Origin of the sequence: Lacibacter luteus (assembly GCF_004118265.1) — a bacterium.
Taxonomy (GTDB): Bacteria; Bacteroidota; Bacteroidia; order Chitinophagales; family Chitinophagaceae; genus Lacibacter; species Lacibacter luteus.
In genome coordinates this window covers 528521-550755 of sequence record NZ_SDHW01000002.1, presented here as the reverse complement: position 1 = coordinate 550755, position 22235 = coordinate 528521, and the positions used below count along the sequence as shown (strand labels likewise).

Annotated in this window: 26 protein-coding genes; 17 read left to right on the top strand and 9 right to left on the bottom strand. The window is 40.1% G+C overall.

Annotated elements, in window-relative coordinates; genetic code table 11:
* Positions 1-26: 26 nt before the first annotated feature.
* Together ESA94_RS10130 and ESA94_RS10125 are read left to right on the top strand one after the other, a co-directional pair.
* Positions 27-1598 (top strand): N-acyl-D-amino-acid deacylase family protein, encoded by a 1572-nt coding sequence (locus ESA94_RS10130; RefSeq protein ID WP_129130771.1) that lies wholly within the window; start codon positions 27-29, stop codon positions 1596-1598.
* A 9-nt stretch (positions 1599-1607) separates the two neighbouring features.
* Positions 1608-2441, top strand: a complete 834-nt coding sequence (locus ESA94_RS10125; protein ID WP_129130770.1) for an aminotransferase class IV — start codon at positions 1608-1610, stop codon at positions 2439-2441.
* Here ESA94_RS10125 and ESA94_RS10120 read toward each other — a convergent pair.
* Positions 2434-2730 (bottom strand): hypothetical protein, encoded by a 297-nt coding sequence (locus ESA94_RS10120; protein ID WP_129130769.1) that lies wholly within the window; start codon positions 2728-2730, stop codon positions 2434-2436. The genes ESA94_RS10125 and ESA94_RS10120 overlap by 8 nt on opposite strands.
* Before the next feature lie 189 nt (positions 2731-2919).
* Here ESA94_RS10120 and ESA94_RS10115 point away from each other — a divergent pair, with 189 nt between their 5' ends.
* Entirely contained in the window at positions 2920-3501 is a 582-nt protein-coding gene (locus ESA94_RS10115; RefSeq protein WP_129130768.1) for a hypothetical protein, read from the top strand.
* A 21-nt stretch (positions 3502-3522) separates the two neighbouring features.
* Positions 3523-4008 (top strand): hypothetical protein, encoded by a 486-nt coding sequence (locus tag ESA94_RS10110; protein ID WP_129130767.1) that lies wholly within the window; start codon positions 3523-3525, stop codon positions 4006-4008.
* Positions 4009-4043: 35 nt separating this feature from the next.
* Here the strand turns inward: ESA94_RS10110 and ESA94_RS10105 are convergent, their stop codons facing one another.
* Complete coding sequence (locus ESA94_RS10105; RefSeq protein WP_129130766.1) at positions 4044-4334, bottom strand: hypothetical protein; 291 nt, start codon at positions 4332-4334, stop codon at positions 4044-4046.
* Between the two features lie 94 nt (positions 4335-4428).
* Here ESA94_RS10105 and ESA94_RS10100 point away from each other — a divergent pair, with 94 nt between their 5' ends.
* Together ESA94_RS10100 and ESA94_RS10095 are read left to right on the top strand one after the other, a co-directional pair.
* Entirely contained in the window at positions 4429-6336 is a 1908-nt protein-coding gene (locus ESA94_RS10100) for a sensor histidine kinase (RefSeq protein WP_129130765.1), read from the top strand.
* Positions 6305-6913 (top strand): response regulator, encoded by a 609-nt coding sequence (locus ESA94_RS10095; protein WP_164972698.1) that lies wholly within the window; start codon positions 6305-6307, stop codon positions 6911-6913. The genes ESA94_RS10100 and ESA94_RS10095 overlap by 32 nt, the downstream gene beginning before the upstream one ends.
* Here the strand turns inward: ESA94_RS10095 and ESA94_RS10090 are convergent, their stop codons facing one another.
* Together ESA94_RS10090 and ESA94_RS10085 are read right to left on the bottom strand one after the other, a co-directional pair.
* A complete protein-coding gene (locus ESA94_RS10090) occupies positions 6914-7525 on the bottom strand; it encodes a zinc-dependent metalloprotease family protein (protein WP_129130763.1) in 612 nt (203 codons plus the stop codon).
* Between the two features lie 5 nt (positions 7526-7530).
* Positions 7531-9474, bottom strand: coding sequence for an alpha-ketoacid dehydrogenase subunit alpha/beta (locus ESA94_RS10085; protein ID WP_240671025.1), 1944 nt, complete (start codon positions 9472-9474; stop codon positions 7531-7533).
* A gap of 105 nt (positions 9475-9579) precedes the next feature.
* On the opposite strand from ESA94_RS10085, the gene ESA94_RS10080 reads away from it, so the two are divergent.
* The gene (locus ESA94_RS10080) at positions 9580-9945 is read left to right on the top strand and encodes a hypothetical protein (protein WP_129130761.1); all 366 of its coding nucleotides are present in this window, start codon (positions 9580-9582) and stop codon (positions 9943-9945) included.
* A gap of 2 nt (positions 9946-9947) precedes the next feature.
* Here the strand turns inward: ESA94_RS10080 and ESA94_RS10075 are convergent, their stop codons facing one another.
* The 5 genes from ESA94_RS10075 to ESA94_RS10055 all read right to left on the bottom strand — a co-directional run bounded on the left by ESA94_RS10075 (position 9948) and on the right by ESA94_RS10055 (position 14836).
* Positions 9948-10310, bottom strand: a complete 363-nt coding sequence (locus tag ESA94_RS10075) for a phage holin family protein (RefSeq protein WP_129130760.1) — start codon at positions 10308-10310, stop codon at positions 9948-9950.
* Positions 10311-10387: 77 nt separating this feature from the next.
* Complete coding sequence (locus ESA94_RS10070; protein WP_129130759.1) at positions 10388-10786, bottom strand: GxxExxY protein; 399 nt, start codon at positions 10784-10786, stop codon at positions 10388-10390.
* A gap of 119 nt (positions 10787-10905) precedes the next feature.
* Positions 10906-12204, bottom strand: coding sequence for a M16 family metallopeptidase (locus ESA94_RS10065; RefSeq protein ID WP_129130758.1), 1299 nt, complete (start codon positions 12202-12204; stop codon positions 10906-10908).
* 114 nt (positions 12205-12318) lie between these two features.
* On the bottom strand, positions 12319-13557 hold the full coding sequence (locus ESA94_RS10060) for a M16 family metallopeptidase (protein ID WP_129130757.1): 1239 nt from the start codon (positions 13555-13557) through the stop codon (positions 12319-12321).
* 94 nt (positions 13558-13651) lie between these two features.
* A complete protein-coding gene (locus ESA94_RS10055) occupies positions 13652-14836 on the bottom strand; it encodes a pepsin/retropepsin-like aspartic protease family protein (RefSeq protein WP_240671024.1) in 1185 nt (394 codons plus the stop codon).
* A gap of 163 nt (positions 14837-14999) precedes the next feature.
* On the opposite strand from ESA94_RS10055, the gene mqnC reads away from it, so the two are divergent.
* The 10 genes from mqnC (at position 15000) to ESA94_RS10005 (ending at position 22090) form a co-directional block, all read left to right on the top strand.
* The gene (mqnC, locus tag ESA94_RS10050; RefSeq protein ID WP_129130756.1) at positions 15000-16124 is read left to right on the top strand and encodes a cyclic dehypoxanthinyl futalosine synthase; all 1125 of its coding nucleotides are present in this window, start codon (positions 15000-15002) and stop codon (positions 16122-16124) included.
* A gap of 137 nt (positions 16125-16261) precedes the next feature.
* On the top strand, positions 16262-16738 hold the full coding sequence (locus tag ESA94_RS21595) for a hypothetical protein (RefSeq protein ID WP_205755949.1): 477 nt from the start codon (positions 16262-16264) through the stop codon (positions 16736-16738).
* Between the two features lie 92 nt (positions 16739-16830).
* On the top strand, positions 16831-17481 hold the full coding sequence (locus ESA94_RS10040; RefSeq protein ID WP_129130755.1) for a hypothetical protein: 651 nt from the start codon (positions 16831-16833) through the stop codon (positions 17479-17481).
* An 81-nt stretch (positions 17482-17562) separates the two neighbouring features.
* Positions 17563-18027 (top strand): VOC family protein, encoded by a 465-nt coding sequence (locus ESA94_RS10035; RefSeq protein ID WP_129130754.1) that lies wholly within the window; start codon positions 17563-17565, stop codon positions 18025-18027.
* 152 nt (positions 18028-18179) lie between these two features.
* Entirely contained in the window at positions 18180-18998 is an 819-nt protein-coding gene (locus ESA94_RS10030) for a helix-turn-helix domain-containing protein (protein WP_129130753.1), read from the top strand.
* A gap of 87 nt (positions 18999-19085) precedes the next feature.
* Entirely contained in the window at positions 19086-19490 is a 405-nt protein-coding gene (locus ESA94_RS10025) for an MmpS family transport accessory protein (protein WP_129130752.1), read from the top strand.
* A gap of 9 nt (positions 19491-19499) precedes the next feature.
* Positions 19500-19922 carry a DoxX family protein gene (locus ESA94_RS10020; protein ID WP_205755948.1) on the top strand — a complete coding sequence of 141 codons (423 nt, stop codon included), beginning with the start codon at positions 19500-19502 and terminating at the stop codon, positions 19920-19922.
* A 136-nt stretch (positions 19923-20058) separates the two neighbouring features.
* Complete coding sequence (locus tag ESA94_RS10015) at positions 20059-20628, top strand: Crp/Fnr family transcriptional regulator (protein ID WP_129130751.1); 570 nt, start codon at positions 20059-20061, stop codon at positions 20626-20628.
* 83 nt (positions 20629-20711) lie between these two features.
* Positions 20712-21335 (top strand): NAD(P)H-dependent oxidoreductase, encoded by a 624-nt coding sequence (locus ESA94_RS10010; RefSeq protein WP_129130750.1) that lies wholly within the window; start codon positions 20712-20714, stop codon positions 21333-21335.
* An 83-nt stretch (positions 21336-21418) separates the two neighbouring features.
* Complete coding sequence (locus ESA94_RS10005; protein ID WP_129130749.1) at positions 21419-22090, top strand: type 1 glutamine amidotransferase domain-containing protein; 672 nt, start codon at positions 21419-21421, stop codon at positions 22088-22090.
* Positions 22091-22235: the final 145 nt, after the last annotated feature.

The window sequence follows — 22235 nt, the reverse complement described above, 5'->3', positions numbered from 1 at the left end:
TTAAAACATAAAATCAACACAACAACATGAGAACAGTTCTTTGCTTTCTGTTTTTAATTCCGCTGCTTGTTTCGGCACAGCAGTACGATATACTTATCACAAACGGAAAAATTATTGATGGTACGGGTAACAGTTGGTTTTATGCAGATGTAGCTGTGAAAGATGGAAAAATTGTGGCGGTTGGAAAACTCAATCAGCAAACAGCAAAAAAAATTATTGATGCAAAAGGCTTAATTGTTGCACCAGGATTTATTGATGTGCATACGCATATAGAAGGCGAAGAAGCCAAAACACCAACGGCTGAAAATTTTATTTACGATGGCGTTACAACAGTTGTAACAGGTAACTGTGGTTCCTCGCAGGTTGATATGGGCCGTTATTTCAAATTTATCGACAGTGTTAAACTATCCATCAACGTTGCTGCGCTTGTTGGGCACAACGATGTTCGTAAAGCAGTAATGGGTAGAGCCATGCGTGATCCCGGCGAAACAGAAATGCAGCAAATGGTTTTGCTGGTGGAACAAGCAATGAAACAGGGGGCAGTTGGTTTATCAACCGGGCTTATTTATATACCGGGCACTTATTCTAAAACCAACGAAGTGGTTTTACTTGCAGCTGCGTCTGCAAAATACAATGGCGTGTATGCAAGTCATATCCGCAACGAAGGCGATAGTGTAGCTGTTGCTATACGTGAAGCAATACAGATAGGCCGGCTGAATAAAATGCCTGTAGAAATTTCGCACTTTAAAGTAAGCGGACAACAAAACTGGGGGCGGAGCAAAGAAACAGTTGCTTTAATAGAAAATGCACGCAACGAAGGTATTGATGTTACCATCGATCAATATCCCTACACTGCAAGCAGTACACAATTAAGCACAATGTTGCCCGATGAAATTTTGGCTGATGGGCAGGATTCGATTGTTGCAAGACTTAACCGCACTGATGTACGCAGTTATGTAATTGAATCGATGCTGAAGAGTTTAAAAAAACGCAGGCTCAAACATTTCAGTTATCCGGTTGTTGCCAACTACCGCTTCGATACAACATTGAACGGTAAAAGCATCGAGGAGGTAAATCTTATTAAAGGAAAAAAACACAAGGCAAGTGCCGAAGCTGAAACTGTAATTGAAATGATGCTTAACGGTGGTGCGCAAATGGTTTTTCATGGTATGAGTGAACCAGATGTAAAACGCATCATGCAATACCCGTACAATATGTTTGCAAGCGATGCCGGTATCCGTGCCTTTGGCAGTGGCGTACCGCATCCACGTGGTTATGGCACCAATGCAAGAGTGTTGAGTAAATATGTACGTGAAGAAAATGTACTTACACTCGAAGAAGCTGTCCGCAGAATGACATCCTTACCAGCACAGAAATTTCAACTGAAAGACCGTGGTTTACTGAAAGAAGGTATGGCTGCTGATATTATAATTTTTGATGCGACAACGGTAAAAGACAATTCAACATTCGATCAGCCGCATCAATACACAACAGGTTTTAAATTCGTGCTGGTAAACGGTCAATTAGTGGTTGATGAGGGAAAGCATAACGGCACACGCAGTGGTGTTGCATTAAAAGGACCGGGCTATTTACAATAAACAGTTTTTATGTGGACATTTATTAACGACAACTGGGTAGATGCAGAAAAAGCCAGCATACATGTAAGCGATCTTGCAATACAGCGTGGTTATGCTGTGTTCGATTTTTTCCGAACAGTTGAGCAAAAGCCCTTGTTCATCGATGATCATCTTGAACGGCTACAGCATTCGGCTGCAGTGCTTCGTTTAAAACTTCCGTACACGGTTAACGAGTTAAAACAGATCGTTCTTGAACTTGTCAATCGCAATCAACTTTCAACATCCGGTATTCGTATTACCGTAACAGGCGGCAATGCTGCCGATACCTATACGCCAACAACTCCCAATGTTATCATTACACAAAGTCCATTAACAATGGATGCTGCGTTTGATGCGCAAAAAGGAATTACACTTATTACTGAGGAATATGTTCGGGAATTGCCGACAGCAAAATCCATTAACTACCTCATGGGTGTTTACCTGCAACAAAAAGTAAAAGACGCCGGGGCTGCAGATGTATTGTATGTGAAAGACAGTTACGTAAGCGAACTTCCACGTTCAAACATATTTATTGTAAATCAGCAAAACGAATTAATTACTCCCGACAAAAATGTTTTGTCGGGCATTACACGAAAACATATTCTGCAATTAGCTGCAACATTTCTTTCTGTAAAAGAGCAACCTGTAACATTGCGGGATGTGCTGACAGCCAAAGAAGTTTTTGTAAGCAGTACAACCAAACGATTGCTGCCTGTATTGAATGTAAACGGTCAACCGATTGCCAATGGAAACCCAGGTGCGGTGACGAAAGAACTGTACACGCAATTTCTTTTACTTGAAAAGCAAATAACAGCTGTTACATAATTCGTTTCATGATCTCACGTTCCGAACTACGAACCAAAGGTTTAAACCTGTTGTACCATTCGCTCCAGGCTGCTGCGTTTAATTCCTTCTTCAATTCGCTTTCATAAGCAGCCAATGTTTCAAATGGCAGTTCAAGAACAAGGCGATAACCTTCTCCCGTAAAATCGGTAAGTACTCTGCTGCCCGATGGCTGCGAAAGCAAATGCTTTTCCATGGCTTCATCCAGCAATTGCTTTGCTTCACGATAACGGCCAAACTGTAAATGAAATATTTCCCGTACAATAAACATAACCTGTGTTTTAAAAGTGAACAAATAAATACGGGTTGAGTAAGTACCAGAAAGTTACATACAATCCGTTTAAAAGAAATCAGCATTGGCGAACCTCTGCAACAAAATACCAACAAAGGAGTATTGCGTGTATTGCCTTAGTTGCAGAATTTTAACCGTTTAACCATTTTGTTTCACCAACTCCTTTTTATGAAATTATTATTCCTTCTGCTTGCATGCATTTCAACAACTGTTTTACACGCACAAATTGCGCCTGAGCCCGGTGTGTACAGTTCGGAAGACGGCTATTACAGCATTACCATTGCTTACAAGAAAGATGAAAAAGTACTCACCATTGTTGAACCTAATAAAACATCCAACTACACATTTGTAAGCGGTAACGAATACAGGTTTGTAAACCCAACCAATGGCATTGAATATTTGATAGAAGTTTTAAGTACAGAAAAATTTGCAGCTTACAAGCCAGGCAACAAAGCCAACAGATCTCTTTTTTATTTTACAGGAAATGCAAGTACACCTGCAACAAAAAAAGAGTTTATTGATTACAGTAAGATAGCTGAGAAGTACAAAGAAAAAATGAAAACCGACCCAAAGGATGCGCAACTATGGTCGCTTTGTGCAGCTGCTGCCAATGCAAGAAGCAGTTTCAGCAAAGAAGGTTTTGAAGAGTATGTGGCTAAAATAGTTCCATCTATAAAAGCAATACTGGAAAAGAAAGATAAATGCCCTTGTACTGATGCTATTGATCAGTCAACCTTCGATAAATACTAAACTTTCCTCAAAAATTATTTTATGAAAAAGAAATTAATATACTGCTGTTTGGGGTTGTTGCTGTCGTGTTTACTCCTGTCGTACACTTACGCACAAACTGCAGCAAGTACAGATACAACAAAAAAACCCAGACAAACAACACTTGAATTGAGAGAGGATGGGTTGATCATTACATTACGTATTGTAACAAAAGCCGACGGTACTGAAACTGTTTTAACACGCATACGCAATACACGATCCGATAAAACAGCAGTTGTATTGCTGATTTCGGACGATGAAAAGCATTCCATTAAACAAGTGATACCACCGGGTAATATTTTTACCGGTAACATTGGCGACATACGGGGCTTTACCATTGGTACCGACTTTGTTGCCCCAGAAGTAAGAGATGAGAGTGGTATTATTGATTGGTTGAAGGTAAAAGTGCGTGACTATATTCTGCTTAACAGCAATGGTCTTGAAAAGAAACCTTTAGACTCCCGTGGAAGCCCCGGTGTTCGTGGTTAAAAAAAAGCCCGCATAAAATATGCGGGCTTTTTTTGTTAAGGACATGCTCTTTTCTGGCGTTCTGCCTCTGCAAAATTATTTGCATCGTTACAGCCATACGTTCTTGCATAAAACTCCCAGGCTCTTTTGCACGATGATGACAACCTGTTTGGAATTTGTATTGAATACTGTGTTCCTCCCGAAAAGCAACTCCACTTGTAAGTGTACGTTGAATTGTCTGTCGGTGTTGTCATGTCGTCTTCCTCTTCTGCAAACCAATCTTCGCAGGCAGTAAACAAAAACATTGTTGCAACAAGAGCAGTTAACATGAATAGTTTCTTTTTCATTTAAAGGTTTTTGGTTAGGTCAAAACTACTTTGCACAATATTTTACCGCAATACCTACAAAGGAGTATTTCTGTTGCGTAAATAACCATTTACTTTGTACAAGTTCAATTGGCTGCTTAACATTTACAAACGCTTACTATACCTGATCCTCTGTTTACTGCTTTGCTGCGTCGCAACAGCACAGATACAGTTTTTTCATAACGAATCGAAAGCAAGTATTAAGAGTTCGCTGATACTTGCTTACGCCGACAGTTCAGTAAAAATGGACATTGAGCGTTATGCACAAATAAAAACTAACATGCAGCCGCTCAATAGTGGCAAATTTAATCTCAGCTATAAAAATGAAATGCTGTGGTTGTATGTTCCGGTTACTGCTGTTGAGGGTTATTCTTCTTTTACAAACATTATGTTACGCAATCCGCATCTGAACAATTTGCATGTGTGGATGTTCGAAAACGACAGTCTTGTAAAAACATTTGCTCCTACCGGCGATCATTTACCCTTTGCTACACGCACATTACGCTATGCCGATTTTGTATTTCCTATACCTGAGCAAAACAAAAACAAGCTTGCCTTTTTAATCCTGCTCGATAAACGGAACGAGCAGTTAAATGTTCCTGTACACTTTGTTACCGAAGATGGATTTTCATCGTACAACAGGCGCAAAAATTTATTGGCAGGTTTAATGTCTGGGTTAGGGTTGTTTCTTTCCTTGTTTACATTCTTTTTGTTTTACGCCATGCGGGAAAAGCTGTATGTGTATTACAGCCTCTATGTATTAATGGTGTTCTTCTATATTTTCAGCGATTATGGTTATTCGTTCATGTACCTGTTTCCCAATCATCCTTTACCTGCCGATTTTACACGACCGCTTTCCATTTCGCTTGCATCACCATTATATATGTTATTCGCCATAACGCTGTTAAACATTAAAAAACATTTGCCCACACATTACAAATGGGTTGCAGGCTTTGTAATTTTTTATCTCAGCTGTTTAGTAATTAGTGTGTTTGTAATACCCAACACGGGAAAAGTCCGCATCGTACTTGTTTGGTTAATGCAGATCTTTCAAAATACAGGAGCTATTATTATCCTTATTACTGCCATTGCAGCATTACGCAAAAAAATTCCATACGCAGCTTATATTATCTGTACAAGCATTGTGTTGCTGTTTGCGTTTTTTGTGTTTATGCAATATGTTTCAGGTTTTATTACCGATACGTTTCTTACCCGTAATATGATGAACATTGGCTTTGCCACCGAGGTAAGTATTCTTGCGTTTGTACTTACGCTTCGTTTTAAAAAATACAAAGAACAAAGTGAGCAATTGTTGCGTACCACAAACCTGCAGCAGGAACAGATCTTTCAGAACATCAGCAATTACCAGGAAAAAGAAATGCAGCGTTACAGCAGTTTGTTACACGATTCTGTTGGCGCCCGTCTCTCGGCCATCCGGTTAAACCTCGAATCGTTGAACCGAAAATTGCCCGAAGCCCAACTGGCAAAATCCATTGGAGATATAGGCGATCTTGCAAACGATGTGCGGCAGTTTTCGCATTCGCTTTCGCCTGTACTGCTGCAAAAGAAAGGATTAATAGGGGCAATAAAAGAAATAACAGATACTGTTAATGATAGCAAGGAGCTATATATCCAGTTCGAATCGATCGGTTCTTTGCAGAAAGTGAGTTTCCGCTACGAATTAATGCTGTACAATATTCTGCAGGAGCTTATTCAAAACATTCTGAAACATGCACAGGCAACAGAAGTAATCATACAACTGATACTGGAAAAGGAATTGATTTATCTTTTTGTTGAAGACAACGGGAAGGGTTTTAACCATTTATCAATTAAAGAAGGACTTGGATTTTCTCAAATCCAACAATTGGTTACTTTCGTAAAAGGAAGTCTTACAATTGATGCCAAAGAAGGACATGGTTGTAAGGTTACACTTGAATTCCCTGTACTACCAGATGAAACCAACCATCCGACTACTTATCGTTGATGATCATCCTTTTTTTTCTGAAGGGTTGAGCAATGCGCTGCGCCCACATTCGGAGTATGTTGTGGTTAACAGCGTACAATCGGGTAACGATGTAATGGCTGCGTTACGCACAAGCGAAGCAAACATTCTTATTCTTGATATTAATCTTCCCGGCATAAACGGGTTGGAGCTGTTGCCCGGCATAAAACAAAAATATCCGGAACTGAAAATTATGCTGCTGAGTATGTATATGCCTGCCGATATACGGATTGATGCGGAGAAACAGCCCATTGATGCATATGTGTTGAAAAATTCCGGTACCGATATTCTATTAGCCGCATTGGAACAATTAAAAGCAGGAGAACGCTTTTTTGATCCGAACATTCAATCTACAAATCATCATGCCAACGATAACTTCAGCAGAAAGTTAAAACTCAGTTCACGTGAGCTGGAAATATTGCAGTTGCTGAAAGATGGCTACTCTAACAAAGAAATTTCGCAGAAGCTGTTTTTGAGTGAGCTAACGGTAAAAACCCATCGAAAAAATATTATGGCAAAAATGGATGCTAAAAATATTGCAGATCTGTTAAGGAAATAATTATAGTTGCAATTTTTGTTTGCAGCTTGTACACAACCCTTTCACGCCATCCAGTTTCATTTTTGCCTCTGCATCTACCATAATACATTGCTGATCGGGACAATGGTTGAGTGAGAAATTATGCCCCATTTCGTGTACCACCACTTTAAACAAACGCTCACGTAAATGTTGTGGTGAGTTTGCAGTTTTCTTTAACCGGTAAGTTGAAATTATACAAGCATCACCGGGTTTGTAACCTAAGCCCATTACACCAAAGTCCACCTGTCCGCTTTTAGTTGTCGACACATCCTCCTTTGTTATCCCAACAATTGCTCTTACGGAAACGGGTTTCCCCTGTTTAAGCCACTTAATGGCAGAGTCGGCCCGATAACGGTTACGTGGTTTGTAATAACAATGCGGAGGAAACTGTTGCAGCTTAGCAATTTCAATTGTTACCGGATAAAATTGTTCAATAGAATCTTTTAGAAAAACAAGCGTAGGTGAATCGTTAAATGAGAGTGGCTGTAAAAGAATAACAGGTTTATTTTTGGGTTCTTTAATTGCAATCGGCTTGTTTCTGTTGCCACAGGAACAAACAAAAAACAAAAACACAAAAAGATAAATGCGTTGCATTCTAATTAATAGCCGATCAGTTTTTCAATTGTTTTTCCCAATCTCGCCTTCGCCATAAAGTTTTGCTCTAATTCAATATTAAACGGAATGGGTGTGTCTAAACCGGCACAGCGCATCACCGGTGCATCGAGTAATTCAAAGCAATGCTCAGCAATCCATGCTGCAATTTCACCACCAATACCGCCGATCAACGTGTCTTCGTGTAACAACAACACACGGCCTGTTCGTTGCACCGCTGCACGAATAGCTGTATAATCTAAGGGAGCAAGTGAACGCAGATCAAGTATATCAATCGAAATTTCCGGATGTTCGGCTGCATAATCTTCGGCCCAGTGCACTGCAGCACCATAAGTAATGATCGACACTTCATCGCCACTGCGTACATGACGGGCTTTGCCGATTTCAATTTCATAATATTCTTCAGGCACAGCTCCACTTATAGAACGATACAATGCTTTGTGTTCGAAAAACAAAACCGGATTAGGATCGTTGATGGCAGCGATCAACAAACCCTTTGCATCCATTGCTGTTGACGGATACACAATTTTCAATCCCGGTGTTTTAGTAAACCAGGCTTCGTTACTCTGGCTATGAAAAGGACCGGCACCAACACCGCCACCAGTGGGCATACGTATCACCACATCGGCATTTTGTCCCCAGCGGTAATGAATTTTTGCAAGATTATTTACGATCTGGTTAAAACCGACTGTAACAAAATCAGCAAACTGCATTTCCATCATGGCTTTGTAACCTTCAAGACTTAAACCCAATGCTGCACCAACAATGGCACTTTCACAAATAGGTGTGTTACGCACACGCTCTTTACCAAACGCTTCAACAAAACCTTCCGTTATCTTAAATGCACCACCATACTCAGCAATATCCTGCCCCATTAAAACAAGATTGGGGTGTTGTGTCATGCTTTGATGAAGAGCTTCTTTGATAGCGTCGATGAAACGTTTTTCGTGAGTAGTGTGTGTTGAGTAGTGAATAATATCCGAATGATCGATCTTTACTGACGATTGACGACTGACGATTGACGATTCAGCAAACAAATCATCAACTTCTTCCCCTGTATCAATCTCCATCGCCTTCGCATTGTAGGCGATCTGCAGCTCCTGCTCTATCTGTTGTTTCAGTTCTGCACGAATAGCTTCAACACCTGTTTCCGTAAGTACCGCTTCCTGCAGCAAATACGATTCATAGTTTTTAATGGGATCTTTTTCTTCCCATATTTCAAACAGATGTTTTGGAACATACTTGGTGCCACTTGCTTCTTCGTGGCCACGCATGCGAAAGGTCATGCATTCGATCAAATACGGTTTCTGATGTTCGATGCAAAACTGTCGCACACCTTTAATAGTATCGATCACCGACAGAATATTGTTACCATCAATCTTAACGCCTTCCATTCCATAACCTCTTGCACGTTCAACCAAACTTTCGCAACGGTATTGTTCGTTTGTTGGTGTGCTCAATCCATAACCATTGTTTTCAATAATAAAGATCACAGGCAGATCCCACACTGCTGCCACATTCAATGCTTCGTGAAAATCGCCTTCGCTGGTACCACCTTCGCCTGTAAAAGCAAGTGAAACTTTAAGTGGTGAGCCTGTCGAACCATGTCGAAGCTTGTTTGCTAAAGCCACACCATCGGCAATGGCGAGTTGCGGACCGAGATGCGAGATCATTCCGCATACATGATGTTCTTTACTGCCGAAATGAAAGCTGCGTTCTCTTCCTTTGCTGTAGCCTTCTTTGTTGCCCTGCCATTGCATAAACAGTTTGTACAGCGGCATGTTGCGGCTGGTAAACACTCCGAGATTGCGGTGAAGCGGCATGATCCATTCATCCTCATCCAATGCCAGTGTTGCACCAACAGCAATTGCTTCCTGGCCAATACCACTAAACCATTTGCTAATTTTTCCCTGCCTGAGCAATAAAAGCATCTTTTCTTCGATTAATCTGGGATAGAGCAGATTTCTGTAAATGCTTACAAGCTCTGTATTGGTAAGGTTTTTGCGATCGAACAACATTTTTAAATTCAATATCAGGTGAACAACAACTTTTTCTCTGCCGTTTCTATTAAACAGCTGCTGTTGCTGGCGGCAATTGTTAGTCTGCAATTGCCTTTAGCAGCTGCAGCACAAGTTAAGACAAACGATCGTATGCAGGTTTCGAAACCCGAAGAACTGAAAATAAAACAAGAAGGAAACAGTTTGGTTTTGCGTTTTCCCAAATTGCAGTTTAAATCGGCATTGAAGATCATTAACAGCAACGGCATATTGCTCAAAGCCATTATGGTTGATGAAGGGTTAGAACTGTATCAACTTTCCAGTGCTGATTTTCCGAAAGGCATTTATAGCTGCGTAATTGAAAACCGTACGCAACGGTTTACTGCAAGAGTGTTACTACGTTAAGTTTAGTTTGCTTTGTCTCTTCCTTCCTCTTTCAATACCATTTTGTGTACAATGGAATTGATGATGGATAAACAGATGCTGAACAACAGCGCATACCAGAAACCATCCACAACAAAGCCCTTTACAAAATAAGCATCGAGTAAAATAATACAGGCGTTGATGACAAAGAGAAAAAGACCCAATGTAAAAATGGTGGCCGGGAGCGTAAACAATACCAGGATGGGTTTTACAATGGCATCAAGCAATGCCAATACAAATGCAACAACAATTGCTGTAAAAAAATGATTGATGCTGATGCCGGGTAATAAGTACGCCAGCAAAAATGCATTGACAGCTGTAATAAGAACCTTGAGAACAAATTTCATAGTTCAACACAGAGTTGAGGAGGTACAGAGTAACACTGAAATTTATTATCTAACCCCCGGTTAAAAATTTTACTGTTTTAAACAGTATCGATTATTCCATTAATTCTTCGTCTTATACCTTCTTTTAGCAGAACAACATTAAAATTAATTAATAAACCAAGGCGCTTATCAGCAAGTTTCAGATAAGTAACAAGCTGTGCTTCATGAACGGGCAATAATACTTCTACCGATTTAAGTTCAAGAATTATTTCATTTTCTACCAACACGTCAATAATGAATTGCTTATCCAACTCTTCGCCTTTAAAATATACCGGTAACGATACTTGTTTTTCAACATTCAATCCGGCATCTCTTAACAATTTAATCAGGCAAACCTCATATACAGACTCCATCAAACCCGGACCCAGTTCCCGATGTACCTCAATAGCACTGCCAATAATAGTTTGTGTTATCCTGTTGTAATCATCAAGCTTCATACAACAAAATACACATCACAACTTTAATCTCCAATATAGGCACCCTCATCATTCTTCCTCCAACTGTGTTCTCAACATCTCCTAAACTCTGTGTTGAAGATTGTAAGCAAAGCGCACAATTACACCACCACCAACTCATAAAACTTTTCCGGCTGTAAATATTTATTCGCCAGCTCCTGTAATTCCTTAGCCGAAATGGTTTTAATAATGTTGACTGAATTATAAAAATAGTTTTCATCCAGTCCGTTTAAAATTAAATTTTTCCAACGGCCGATGATGTGGAAAGGACCATCGAGATCGCCCAGTATTGTACCGATAAGATAATTCTTCACCAGTTGTAATTCTTCTTCATCCACCAACTCATCACGCAGGTCCCGCATTTCGTTATACACTTCCGTTATGGTTGCTTCGCAAACATCTCTACCTGCTTCGGTGCTTATCATCCATGCTGTTGTAGAAATATGGTTGAGAATATAACTGTGAATACCGTAGGTGTAACCTTTGTCTTCACGGATATTACTCATCAGGCGTGAACCAAAGAAACCACCAAACAGGGTGTTCAACACCTGTACTTTTTGAAAATCGGGGTGATGGCGGTTGGGGAATGGTTGCGCCAAACGGATTGCACCCTGCACACCCTTCTCATCGTTGATGATGCGGTACTTCATTTGTTCTGCAGGTGCAAGCGGATGAACAATGGCCGGTATTTCCTTTTTATTCAGCGGTAACTGACCAATTGTACTGTTCAGTTGTTGTGCAAAATCTGCAGGCAATAAGCCGGCAGCAAAAATGATGCACTTCCCTTCGGTATAATATTGTTTGTAATAAGCCTGTAGTTGTTGTTGCTGCAATGCATCATAATCTTCTTTGTTGCTGTACACGCCGTACGGATGATTTTTTCCAAACACGTATTCATCAATCAAACGGCCTGCAACAAAATCGCATTTCTTCAAATTCACAGTCAATCGCTGCTGCATATTCTGGCGATAGATATCCAGTTCGTGCTGCGGATAAACAGCATCGGTGATCATTTCGGCAACAACAGGTAAGTGTGTTGCTAAATGGCGATTGATGCAGTGCAACACAATGTTTGCTGTTTCGTTGTAACAGCCACGTGTAAGATGCGAGCCGTAGTAATCGAAATGCTCGTTCAGTTGAAAAGCAGTTTTATCTTTTGTGCCGTTCTTAATTAAAAAGTTAGTGGCCGCTGCTATATTGTTCTGTTGCTCGTACCAGTTACCTGCGCTGAACACCAGTTCCACGCTCATTACTTCCTGGGTGCCTGCGTTTACTGCATATACTTCTACACCATTGTCGAGTACATATTTTTCATAAGGCTTCAGCTTCAGTTCAAATTCAGTTGCATCTTTTATAACAGGTGCAATGGTTCTGTTCAATTGTTCAGTTACTATGCTCATTCGAAATATCTTATTTTTAATTTTTTGTTTCACAAAGCGAACAAAGGATACACAACAATCGCAAAGCTTTTGTGTGCATTGTACATCCTTTGAATTCTTCGTGCTGCTGCCTTATCAATTCTTACTCAAATAATACAGTGTATTGCTGTTGCGTTCATCGAAGATCTTTTTGCTTTCAGCCAATACTTCTTCTGCTGTTATACTCTGGTATTTTGATAACTCTGTATTCATCAGTTCTGCATCGCCCAGCAATTCGTAATAAGCCAAACTGTTTGCCCGGCTCATTACACTCATATCTTCAAACAAAATGGTACTTTCTGTTTTGTTGATCACTTTCTGTAATTCTTTTTCATCCACCAACTGCTCCGTCATCTTCTGCACTTCTTCGTTTACCGCAGCTTCTGCATCTTCTATCTTAACACCTTTTACCAGTTTGCCTTCAATAGTTAATAAACCATTATCAACAGAACCGAAATGATAACATTCAATGCTGCTGAAGAGTTTTTTTCCTTTCACCAATTGTTCGTACAAACGACTGCTGGCGCTGCCTCCTAAAATATCAGTAATTAAATCGGTAATATAATAACCACGTTCGAGGCGTGAGGCCATGTGCCATGTTTTTACAAATGCATCCAATGGTACATCGGCTTTAATTTCTAAACGGCGGGCTTCTGTTTGTGCAGGTTCTTGTGGAACTTTACGTTCGTACTTTTCGCCTGAGGGAATTGGAGCAAACCATTTCTCTGCAAGCTTTAACACATTTTCTGTTTCTACGTTACCGGCTACAACCAAAATTGCATTGGCAGGTGTATAATGTTTGAAGAAGAAATTTTTTACATCCTGCAATTGTGCATCTTCAATATGCTTCAGCTCTTTACCAATCGTCATCCACTTGTAGGGATGTTGCTTGTATGCCATCTCCCGCATTTTGTGCCACACATCGCCATAAGGTTTGTTGAGATAATGCTCTTTAAACTCTTCACTCACCACTTTGCGTTGCACATCCAAACTTTTTTCGCTGAAGGCAAGACTCAGCATGCGATCGCTCTCCAGCCAGAAAGCTGTTTCTAAATTTTCAGCAGGCAGCTGGCAATAATAATTAGTAAGATCGTTAGTAGTGTAGGCATTGTTTTCACCACCGGCTAACTGTAATGGTTCATCATAATCGGGTATGTTGATGGACCCGCCAAACATTAAGTGCTCAAATAAATGCGCAAAGCCGGTTTGCTTTTCATCTTCATCTCTTGCACCAACATCGTACAACACGTTTACAACAGCCATTGGAGTTGCTGCATCTTTATGAATTAATAAGCGTAACCCGTTGCTTAAAGTATATCGTTCAAACTGAATCATAGTTATTTTTTATTTCATCACAATAAGAGGTTGCCCCCTAACCCCTCCCCGGAGGGGACCGTAAAATTCGGTAAAAAACGAATGACGGAAGCTGTTACTTTAAAATACTACCAACTTTTAACTCAATCATATGCGGAACGGTGTTGCGGAAAATGAGAATGCGCAATTTTTGTCCGGGATGTTGTAACAGCAGCTTGTATTGGTTAATGTTGTTGCTGAAATTATTTTCAATACCAAAAATCACATCACCGGGCATTAATCCTGCCTGTTCAGCCGGAGAGCCCTGCTGTATTTCGGTTATCAGCACTTTGCCATCAATAAAATAATAATTCATACCCGTATATGAATAATCGAAGGCATCGTTCATGTGCGAGTTGGGTGTTAAATGAATCAGGCGTTCGGGATAATTAAATACAATATTAAACCTGCGCAACAGATCGCTCCCCAACAAACCTGCTACCGATGGATAACCGAGTACATTCAACGAATCATTGTATACATGAATAGGCACTTTCGAAAACCTGTATTTACCAATACGCATTTTTTTGATGGTGGTAAGCCGCATATTGATCTTACCGATCAAACCTTCAACCTGTGTGTTTACTGATTTTTTGTTCTTGCTTAACAGAGCACTGTCTTTCATAAGCTGTTCGCTCATGAGTACACATAAGCCGGCACCGGTATCGAAATATAAATTGAGCAGACTGGTTTTTTCATCCTGCACCTGGTGTTTGGTGATGGGTATTGATGCAAAAGCAGGATTGAGTACCGTTCCGCTTTTCGGATACTTGTAAACACCGGGAGTGTAAACGCTGATAAGTTGCTTATCAAAATCGAGCCCCACAATATAACGGCGCAGAAACGAATAGCCAATGATACCATCCACTCGCAAACCATACACCGAGGTAAGAATTTCGTAATCGTTAATATGAAAATCGAGATGTTCTACATCCAGGCCGGGAAAATGGAGTGTACCATTTTTATAATAATGAATCGGTTTAATGCCTCCAATACCTCTCACAGTGCGGTCGCTCGGTTCTAAAGGCAAACGGTAATACAAAGCAGTAAGTGTATCGAGCGAAATGCCACCGCTACCGGAATCTAAAATAAAGTTGAGCGTATCGGGCAGGTTGTTGAGTGTAGCATGCAGCACAATAATACCACCGCTGAGTTGTTCGAAGTGGAAACTGGTAAGCAGCCTTGCAGGCGGGAAACTTTTTTCCTGGGCAACCAGTTTTCCGCAGAGCAGGAGCAGGCATATCGTTCTGATAAGATTCACGTGTACTACAAGTTAGACAATGGAAATCAGAAAAATGCTTCGTGGTTCATAATTTATCAGGCTGTACCTTTGCGGCACCGATAAACGCAGATAAAACCAGATGAGCGGTTAAGTAAAACACCCATCTGGGTATTTCTGGTATTTCATTTTTAATTTGATGTCTATGAACTTGAGCGATCTCTACCGGAAGGCTTCCAACTTTGAGTTTTTAACTGTTGAAGAAGGCATGTACCTGTTTGAACATGCGCCGTTAACTGAGTTGATGTTTGTGGCCGATGAATTACGTAAGCAACAGGTGCCACATGGTAAAGTAACCTGGCAGATCGACCGGAATGTAAACACCACCAATGTGTGTATTGCCAATTGCAAGTTCTGTAACTTCTTTCGCATACCCGGTCATCCCGAAGCATACATCACCGACATTGAAACGTATAAAAAGAAAATTGAAGAAACCATCAAATGGGGTGGTGATCAGTTGTTGTTGCAAGGCGGGCATCACCCCGAACTTGGACTGGATTTTTATGTAACGCTGTTTAAACAGTTAAAAGCATTATACCCCAACATTAAACTGCACACACTCGGACCACCCGAAGTTGCACACATTACCAAGCTGGAAAAAAGTACCCATCACGAAGTGTTGAAAGCATTGAAAGAAGCAGGTATGGATTCGTTACCCGGTGCTGGTGCAGAAATTTTAATTGATCGTGTACGTCGTTTGATCAGTAAAGGAAAATGCGGAGCGCAGGAATGGCTGGATATTATGCATGAAGCACACAAGCTCAACATCACCACAAGTGGTACCATGATGTTTGGTCATGTAGAAACATTACAGGAACGGTTTGAACATCTTGTGAAGATCCGAGAAGTACAAAGCCGCAAACCGGCCGATGCAAAAGGTTTCCTGGCATTCATCCCCTGGACCTTCCAGGATGTAGATACATTACTTGCAAAAATTCGTGGTGTACATAATTTAACCACAGCCGAAGAATACATCCGTATGATTGCGATGAGCCGTATTATGCTGCCCAATGTAAAGAACATACAGGCGAGTTGGTTAACGGTAGGTAAACAAACAGCGCAACTGGCATTGCAGGCAGGGGCCAACGATTTCGGAAGTATTATGCTGGAAGAAAATGTAGTGAGTGCTGCTGGTGCCCCACACCGTTTTACTTACAAGAGTATTCAGGAAGCGATTCGTGAAGCAGGTTTTGAACCACAGCTCCGCACACAGCAATATGAATGGAGAGAATTACCAAGTGTGATTGAAGAACAGGTGGTGGATTATTGATGAGATGGAAACACGGATGACGCAGATTATTGCGGATTGAAAAGATAAGGACAGCCGATGCGATGCATCGGCTGTTTTGTTTTGTCAATAGGATGTGTATTTTTATCAGGTATCCCCAACTATCAAACATCGTCTTTGTGTCAGAAGGTAATCTCAATAAAACGAATATTTGTGATGAATGCGGAAGCGAGTATTATCGTGACACTTCACAAATGTCTAGTCTTTGTCCCGAATGTTCCTATATTTTGTATGATTATGAAAATTGTAAGCATGCATTTAAAGATGGAAGATGTATCAAATGTTATTGGGATGGGAGTAAGTCTCTCTTTTCAATAAATATTACAAAAAAAACAAAAGACGATTTTTATCCTTTGATGAAAGTTACTCTGAATGGGGAATGCGGAGTTGTCACAGAAGAATTTGTTGAAGTAAAAGACAATATTCAACAAGTTGGCAGAACGAAGTTGTATGGTCTTATTTGCTGGGACACAAACAAGCAGCCAGACTTTGAAGATTGGAGAGGTTTGTGGTGGACTTTCGTTGCGCAGGGTGGAACTGAGTTAAATAATAACCACCAGTTTAAGTTCATTAATGACGATGGCACTTCTAAGTAGAAGCCTAAATGCAAATATCCAATGCTAAAAATCAGGTGTTTTTTATCGGTTAGTGTCATCACCAACCGAAACAATAAGTAAGAACGTGGTTGGTGAAGACACCAACAACTGAAGAAATTCAATGTTTCAAACAACTATCCAAACTAAAAATGACAAAACCTTTTATTGGAATAATACTTTTGACAGTTTTATTCATTCGTTGTGATGAAAAAGCTAGCAATCAAAACAAAATTGACAAATTGCAAAACATAGTTATTGATAAGCAGAAGGATTGGGGTGGAAATTTTAAACTTCATATTCAGAACAAATCAGTCAACGACTCTTCATATATCTACACTGTTTGTTCGGTTGAAAAGGGTCTGCCAATCGGGTTTGAATTAGAAATTCCCGTCAGGATAAATAAATTCGGAGACGGTGTAATATTCAGGTCTCTAGGTGATACCAGCGACAATTTTCTAAAATTACTCTACTCAATCTACGGGCTCAATTTGCAACCTACTTTAAAATTTACAAAAAAAACTTCATGCAGCTATGCTAGCCTTAATGATCTCGGTTTTAAAGGTGACGGTCAAAAAAGACTTGAAACAATAAACTACATCAAGGTCTTTTTTGAAGGTGATGGAGAAAATGAATATGCAGAGCTTTATTTGAATATTGATGAGCCTAATGGAATGATTGAGTTTGAAGAAAAGGATTTTGAATATAGACCTTATATCGTCTTTTTTTTAACAGCAGATCTATAAAACGAAAGTCACTACGGAAACGCTTGCTAACTAACTACCTTTATACAAACATCATCACTCTCCATTCAAACAAATCAATCTATGGCAAAAAGCAAATTACTCCGCATGGACAATATTGGTATTGTTGTAGAATCGCTTGATGATGCCATTGCATTTTTTTCCGAGCTTGGTTTGCATCTTGAAGGTAGAGCAACCATTGAAGGAGAATGGGCAGGAAAAGTGACAGCGTTGGGAAATCAACAGGTGGAAATTGCCATGATGGTAACGCCGGATGGGCACAGTCGTTTGGAGTTGTCAAGGTTTATTGAACCGGCTGTTATTGCCGATCACCGCAATGCGCCGGTGAATGCGCTTGGTTATTTGCGTGCAATGTTCGCCGTGAGTGATATTGATGATACACTTGCAAGACTTCAGAAAACAGGTGCACAGATCGTTGGTGAAGTGGTGCAGTACGAAGATATGTACCGGCTTTGTTATGTGCGTGGACCTGAAGGAATTCTCATTGGTTTGGCCGAACAACTCACAAATAACAGGAATCCGTTGTAAACAACACATCAAAAAAATTAAACCATGTTTCGGCTTTTCCTTTTGCCGATGAATATTATTTGCAAATAGTTAAGATCAAATAACATAATTAATTTCTACAGTTCATTTTCTTTGCAGCGATTCGGCTTAATCTATGGTCAGTATAAAATAATATGAGTGGACTAATGAATTACCGGCAATATGTACCGTCACAAGAGCTACAATCTTTTGTGCGTTATTTCTGGAGTTTCGATGCAACCTTGCCGGAAGCTTCGCATATTTTCATTAAAAGCTTTGCTGATCGTTTTCCACGGCTCATTTTTCAAAACACAACGGAACATTCTTCCATACATTCCGTTACAGGTGATGTGTTGCCCGACTGTTACATCAGCGGAGCAGATACAACACATACGCTTGCAAAAATGGGCAACAGCTTTTCTCATTTTGGAATAAGCTTTCAGCCACATGCATTGCATTGGTTGTTTGGTATTGATGCTGCAGAGCTCACCAACCAGATGCCTTCCCTTACTGATCTTTGTCACACAAGATTAACACAGCAACTTGCTGCTGCTAAAAATCACCGGGAGCGGATAATTCTGACCACTGCATTTCTACAGGAAAAACTCAGCAAACAACATATTTATTCATGGATACCTGAGTACATGAATACCAACACAGGTGCAGAAGAAAACAGCTTATCTTATTTACATAAACAATACCGTTATTCCGAACGGCAACTGGAACGAAGTTTTAAATCTGCCACCGGTCTTTCTTTTGGAAAATTTCAGCGCATCTGCCGGTTTGAAAAAGCATTGCAGTTACTCTCATCAAGCACTTACAGCGAACTCACTTCGCTTGCATTCGATCTTGACTTTACCGATCAATCGCATTTCATCAAAGAATTCAGATCGTTTGCCGGTGTAACTCCTTACAGTTTTATTAAACAAAAGAATATCGGGTCTGAAAGTTCTTCCTTTCTTTACACGGCTTAAATGCTTGCCGCTTTTTTACAATTCTGTAAATAAGCCCGTTAATAGTTTTGATGGTACAAGTCTGTAACATATCATCAAACTATAACAATGAAACACTTATCATTATTCCGTCTCTTTGCAATTGCTGTAATGTTGTTGACAGTTCTATCCTGCAAAAAAAACAAGGACAGCAACAACAGTGGCTCTTCACGAAACATTAAATACGAAGTAAGCGGCAATGCCAGCGGCAAACTGAACATTGTGTATTACAATGCACAAGGCAGCGCCACAACGTTGACAAATGTTTCCTTACCATGGAGCAAAGAAATAACTGTAGAGAACAGTGCAGCCTATGCTGGTTTTACCATATCGGCAGCAGGTGGTGGTGCAGGAACTGCCGGTCAATCAGTAACAGCAAAGCTGTATGCCGGAGGCGTGGTTAAAAAATCACAAACAGCAACTGTTGATAATAATGGCTATGTGCAGATCGGTCCGCTGATGCATTATTTTTAATCAACCAACATGAATAATTCAAACGGACAGGCAATGTCCATAAAAGCGGCTTCTCTTATTTTGCGTGTAACATTGGTGAGCATTTTACTGATGCACAGTATTCCGGGGATGTTTAACGGCGGAGTTCATGCATTTGGCAAGGATTACCTTGACAAGGTTGGCTTTGCTCCGTTTGGATTATTTCTTGCGTGGACAATTAAACTCCTGCATTTATTCATTTCGGTTTGTTTCCTGTTGAACCGTTTCATCTTTCCTGCCGCCGTCATTGCGATTGTAATTTTTACAGCCGGTATTTTTATGGTGCACCTGCCAAACGGATGGTTTGTTGTGGGCAGCGGAGCAAACGGTATTGAATTTAATCTGCTGCTGATTGCATCCCTTATTGCTGTTATACTGCTTCGCCAACAGAAAAACAAAGCGTTTGTTGTTTAGAAGTAAATATTTTTTCAGCTGCATCAACATCTTGTGCATTCACACAGGAAGCAAATCATCGTTCAAATAAACTTCATTAGAAGCGGCGTATATTTATGTGTTGTACAAAACACATAAACATCATTCCGTTAAACCAATGAGTGAACTATTAAGACAGCATATTGAAAAAATCACACCCTTAACGGATAAGGAATTCGATTATATTTTTTCGCATTTTACAACGAGGAAATATAAAAAACACCAGTTTCTTGTGCAAGACGATACAGCTGTACAGCATGATTATTTTGTGCTGAAGGGTATGCTCAAAGCATCGTATATAACTGCAGAAGATGGTAAAGAACACATTCTGCAGTTTGCTTGGGAAGACTGGTGGATCACCGATTACCAGGCTTATTTTAATCAGACCAACGCAACGCTTACTATCGATTGCATTGAAGACACTGAAGTGTTGGCCTTGTCATTATTCAACAGAGAAAAGATCTGTTCCGAAATGCATAAGATGGAACATTTCTTCCGGCGTAAATCCAGCTTCGGTTACGTGGCTTTGCAAAAACGTATTTTATCTTTACTCACTAATTCGGCAGAACAACGCTATCAACAACTGCAAAATGCTTACCCTCAACTTTTTCAGCGTGTTCCCAAAACATTACTGGCTGCTTATCTCGGTGTTTCGAGGGAAACACTCAGTCGCTTCTCTAAAATGTGATGTACATCACAACAAGATTGTGACATAGCTCCTTTACCATTGTTTCGTGCCGTTAGAACTTTGCATCATAAATGCAAAGAGTTATGAAAATATTTATCATCAATGGCGGACAGGTATTTGCTCATTCAGGTGGCTTTTTAAATCAACGTATTACAGAATGGGATCAAAGTTTCTTCACCCACGAAAATGGTTTTGAATTAAAAACAACCAATATTAACCATGCTTATGATCTGCAGGAAGAGGTAGAGAAATTTGTTTGGGCCGATATTATTATCTACCATTTTCCCGTTTGGTGGTTTTCGGTACCGCATGGTTTAAAAGAATACCTCGATAAAGTTTTAACAGCCGGGCACAGAGCAGGTATGTACTACAGCGATGGTCGAAAAATGAATAACCCCGATCGTAATTATGGTACAGGTGGTTTGCTGCATGGCAGAAAGTATATGGTTACAACTTCATGGAATGCGCCTGAAGCAGCATTTACATTGGAAGATGAGTTTTTTCAACAAAAAAGTGTTGATGAAGGTGTTCTGTTTGGCTTTCATCGTATGAATGCATTCCTGGCATTATCAGCTTTACCAAGCTTTCACTTTCACGATGTAGAAAAAAACATGACAGCTGATCGGTTAGAACAATTCAGACTCGACTACCTGCAACATCTATCGGCAGAAATTTTTCAAACACAATTACACGCAATTGAACAATGAGCATAAAAATAACGGTACTGCTGTTAGCAGTCTTTTCTTTTAGAAGTCAACAATTATTCAGTCAGCATTTAAATAATAACAACATGAAAAAAATACTTTTTGTGGTAACCAGCCACGATAAAAAAAGCAACACAGAAGAACCCACCGGTTATTATCTTTCAGAGGTAACACATCCGTGGGATGTATTGGTAAACGCAGGTTATGAAATTGATTTTGTGAGTCCGAAAGGTGGCAAAGCTCCTGTAGATGGTTTTAATCTTGAAGACTCCATCAATAAAAAGTTTTGGGAGAACAATGTATATCGCAACAAAGTAGAACATACCATGAAGCCTTCTCAAGTTGATGCATCACAATATGCAGCGATCTTTTTTGCCGGCGGGCATGGTACCATGTGGGATCTGCCACAGAACGAAGAGATAGCAGAGATTGCACGAAAAATTTATGAAGCCAATGGTATTGTAAGTGCAGTTTGTCATGGTCCTTCGGGGTTGGTGAATATTAAATTAAGTAATGGCAAATACCTGGTTGATGGTAAAAGAATCAATGGCTTTACCAATGAAGAAGAATATGCGGTGAAGTTGGAAAACGTAGTACCATTTATGTTGGAAGATAAATTAATTGCACGTGGTGCCAGGTTTGAAAAGTCGGGTCTTTGGCAGGAGCATGTTACTGTTGATCAACGATTGATCACAGGCCAGAATCCACAATCGGCGCATGCAGTTGGAGAAGCAATTAAAGCTGAGTTGAAAAAGTAAATTGTTGAGATGAATTTCAAGCCGTGATGTTATTGAAAACATCACGGCTTTGTTGTTTTTTATCGGTTGTTGTGCGCAGCAACTGAAACAAGTAAATAGAATATGAAAAAATACCTGAACTAGAAGATGATTATATTTATATGTT